The 3,610-nt window shown below is 63.6% G+C and carries 4 protein-coding genes; 1 reads left to right on the top strand and 3 read right to left on the bottom strand.

From position 1 onward, the window contains the following. The 3 genes from zapE to L9Z73_RS27240 form a co-directional block, all read right to left on the bottom strand. On the bottom strand, positions 1-732 hold a 732-nt coding region (gene zapE / locus L9Z73_RS27250; protein WP_247407731.1), incomplete at its 3' end, for a cell division protein ZapE. Between the two features lie 108 nt (positions 733-840). Then, positions 841-1,578: an anti-sigma factor family protein gene (locus tag L9Z73_RS27245; RefSeq protein ID WP_247407729.1), complete on the bottom strand. Its 738-nt coding sequence runs from the start codon at positions 1,576-1,578 to the stop codon at positions 841-843. After that, positions 1,575-2,081: a sigma-70 family RNA polymerase sigma factor gene (locus tag L9Z73_RS27240; RefSeq protein WP_247407728.1), complete on the bottom strand. Its 507-nt coding sequence runs from the start codon at positions 2,079-2,081 to the stop codon at positions 1,575-1,577. The genes L9Z73_RS27245 and L9Z73_RS27240 overlap by 4 nt, the downstream gene beginning before the upstream one ends. Positions 2,082-2,279: 198 nt before the next feature. On the opposite strand from L9Z73_RS27240, the gene L9Z73_RS27235 reads away from it, so the two are divergent. Then, on the top strand, positions 2,280-3,610 hold a 1,331-nt coding region (locus L9Z73_RS27235; RefSeq protein WP_247407727.1), incomplete at its 3' end, for an amino acid adenylation domain-containing protein.

Below are 3,610 nucleotides of genomic sequence, written 5' to 3'. Positions count from 1 at the left end.
TGAAAAGTGGATGACCCTCAACACTGGCAGCCCGAGCGCGGTGCGCTGCGCCGTTGTGCCTGGCCACACATACTGACCGCTGCTGAAGCGCTGTTCGGCATGGGCCTGGGGCAGGCTGCGGAAGTCCTCGGGCGAGCTGACTTCCAGCACGTCCATACGCGCCGCGATCAGCTCGATCACCGGTTTGAAGCGCTCGTGGTACAGCGGGTTGGGCAATAGCCCTTGCGGCGGGTAATTGGACGTCACCAGCACCAGTACGCGACGTTGGAACAACGCCTTGAACAGGCGATTGATCAGCATTGCATCGCCGATATCGTGGACGTGGAATTCGTCGAAACACAGCACGCGGCAGCCGTCCAGCAGCGCATCAAGGGTCACGGCCAGTGCGTCGTGGTGCTGACGATGGGCGAACATGCCCCGGTGCAGGTGGGCGAAAAAGTCATGGAAATGCACGCGTTGTTTTGCGGCAATCGGCAATGCCTGGAAAAACCCATCCAGCAGCCAACTTTTGCCGCGCCCCACCGGCCCGTGCAAATACAGGCTGCGGGTGGGCTGGCCGGCGAGCAGGTGCCGGGTTTCACGCGCCATCGCGGCAATCGCCTGGGCTTGTGCGGCGCTGAGGGTATAGCCGTGCTGCTCGGCCTTGGTCTGAAAGAACGTCGGGATGGGCGAGTCGTCGTGGGTGTGGTGTTTTTTACCGAGCAAACGACGGATCAGGGAACGCGGCGCCAATGGGAGTCACTCTGTGTGCGGTGGTCGCTCACTTTAGGGCGACAGCTTGGATTTGACCAATAGAGAAGCGCGCCGCCAGCTATCTCGAAACCGCATGGCCGTCGGTTTTTAGAAGCGCAGCAGCGGCGTGGTCGGCTGACCCACCGGGCTGACCATCGCATAGTTGTACCCGCCGCCGGACCAGTACTCGGCCTGCAAGCCATCGGCGCTGCGGCTGCCACGGGGCAGGAAGGCGTTTTCCGGGCCCGGTGGACGGATATAAAAACTGATGTGCCGGCCTTGCAGATCCTCGTACAGCACCATCGCCGCCGCGCCTTGTTCGGTGCTGAGCAAACGCCCGCTGACAGGGCTGAAGCCCGCCTGGCTCAGGTCGGGCAGGCGCTGGGCCTGGTTGAAATAGCGGTCGAGCCAGGCTTGCATCGTGTCGCTGCCCTGGGCGTGATAGTCGGCGGGCAGCACACCGTCCTGGGCAAACAGGCGGTAGGCCTGCATGGCGTCAGTCATGGGCAACATGGACGGTTGCGTGGCTTCGCGGGCCTGCCAGCCGCCCAGACCACCAAGGCTGATCGCTATCAGCAGCAGCGCCGCAGTGGCGAAATGGCGATGCGACTGCTGCTTGATGCGCTGGCGGATCAGCGCCGGGTCCAGGTTCGGGTTGGCCGGCTGCTGGAGTGCGCCACTCAAGGCGGCGCGCAATACGTGTGCGTCCTGCTGCCAGGCATGGACCTGCGCGGCGACTTCGGGGTGGGCAGCCAAGTAGGTTTCCAGCACGCGCCGATCGCTCTCCGGCAGTTGCTGATCGACGTAGGCATGCAAATCGTGTTCGCTGGGGGGCAGGCTGATCATTTGAGTATCCGCAGGGAAGGGCGGCTAATTTCGCCATCGCTGAGTTGACGCAGGGCTTGGCGCGCCCTGGACAGACGCGACATTACGGTGCCGATGGGCACATCGAGAATCTGCGCGACTTCCTTGTAGCTCAAGCCTTCGACCGACACCCACAACAGCAGGGCGCGCTGTTCGCTGTTGAGCTGGTCGAAGGCTTGCAGGGTCGACTGGGCGATCACCGTGCGTTCGACCGAGGGCTGCACATCATCGCGGCCAGTAAACAACTCGAGCATGCGTGCATAGCGCCGGGTGCGCCGATGGGCATCGAGAAACTGCCGGTAGAGGATCGAGAACAGCCAGGCGCGCAGGTCGCCGTCGACGGTTTTGTCGGCCCAGCGCGTGATCGCCCGTTCCAGGGTCGATTGCACCAGGTCGTCGGCGCTGCTGGCGTTACGGCTCAGGGACACGGCAAAACGCCGCAGCCTGGGGATGAGTTCACGTAACTGTTCGTCGAGTTCATGCATGGGGAGTCGAGTCTAGCCGGTTGTATGCAGGTAGACGCTGCTCCCTGTAGGTTATTCCACTCGTGATGAAAAGAAACTTTACGCGTGACGGTGAGACGTTTCTGTAAATCGTGAGCACCTGTAATCACCGGCTCGCGCCTCAATCCACCCTCGTACCTGCCAGCTATTTTTCGGCAGTCAACCGATGAGGGTGTATCCATGACGTTTTCACCGACCGACAAGCAGCTTTTTTCCCACCCGGTGCTGGCGCATCTGTCTGTCCTGCAGCGAGTCTTGTTTGAGCAATGGGGCTTTGGCCCGTCAACCCCTCCGGGCTACGGCTGTATCCACCACGCCATCGAAGCGCAAGCGGCGCTGGCGCCGCACGCGACGGCGGCGGTGTGGGCGGGACAGCGCATCAGTTACGAACAACTCAACCGCCAAGCCAATCGTTTGGCCGCGCGCCTGGTCGAGCAGGGCGTGAAACGCGGCGACACCGTGGCGCTGTTCGTCGAGCGTTCGATCCCCATGGTGGTGGGCCTGTTGGCGGTGTTGAAGGTCGGCGCCGCGTATGTGCCGCAGGACGCCAGAATCGTACCGACCCTGCAACTGGCCATGGTCCTCGAGTCCTTGACCAGCCCGGTGATTCTGACCCTGTCGAACCTGGCGGATCGCATTCCGCCGGACGCCGCCCAGCGCCGCCTCTGCCTGGACACCTTCCTGGCCGAAGAGCCCTGGATCACCCAGAACCATCATCCCGCGTTTGCCGCCGTCGACACCCAAGACCTGTGTTTCGTGCTGTTCACGTCCGGCACGACAGGGCGCCCCAACGGCGTGTGTGTCAGTCACCGTAACGTATGCAACATCCTGCTGACGCAGCCCGGGCGGATGGGCATGGCGCCGGGCCGCAACGTGGGGCAGATCCTCAATATCGGGTTCGACATGGCGGCCTGGGAAATACTCGGCTGCCTGGCCCATGGCGCGACCTTGCTGATTCGCGGCAAAGCCATTGCACAGACCGCTGCACAGTGCCATGTGTTGATTGCAACCCCCTCGATACTGGCGCGCCTCGACCCTCGGCAGTGCCCCGATCTCCAGGTGGTCGCGGTCGCCGGAGAACCCTGTTCCCAGGCGCTGGCCGAGCGTTGGGCCGAGCACTGCACGTTCTACAACGGTTGCGGGCCCACCGAAACCACCATCGTCAATACGCTGCATCGGCATGTGCCTGGCGCGCCATTGACCATTGGCCAGCCGACACCCAACAACAGCGTGTATGTGCTCGACGAACAGGGCCGCCCCTGTGAGTTGGGGCAAACCGGGGAAATGTGGGCGGGCGGCGCCGGGGTGACGGCGGGCTACCTGAACAACCGCGCACTGACCCACGAGCGGTACCGCCCGGACCCCTTTCTGGGCGGCGACGCCATGATGTTCCGCACGCGCGACCTGGGGCGCTGGACCGCCGACGGGCAACTCGAACACTTGGGGCGCGTCGATGACCAAGTGAAAGTCCGCGGGTTCCGCGTGGAACTGGACGCGGTGTCCACCGCCCT

The sequence above is a fragment of the Pseudomonas emilianonis genome, from assembly GCF_023072625.1.
Taxonomy (GTDB): Bacteria; Pseudomonadota; Gammaproteobacteria; order Pseudomonadales; family Pseudomonadaceae; genus Aquipseudomonas; species Aquipseudomonas paraveronii.
The sequence above is the reverse complement of the archived record's forward strand: the minus strand, read 5'-3'. Positions and strand labels throughout refer to the sequence as shown.

Coding starts and splice junctions, on each gene's coding strand:
- L9Z73_RS27240 (WP_247407728.1), bottom strand. CDS start 2,081: ATGCATGAACTCGACGAACAGTTACGTGAACTCATCCCCAGGCTGCGG.
- L9Z73_RS27245 (WP_247407729.1), bottom strand. CDS start 1,578: ATGATCAGCCTGCCCCCCAGCGAACACGATTTGCATGCCTACGTCGAT.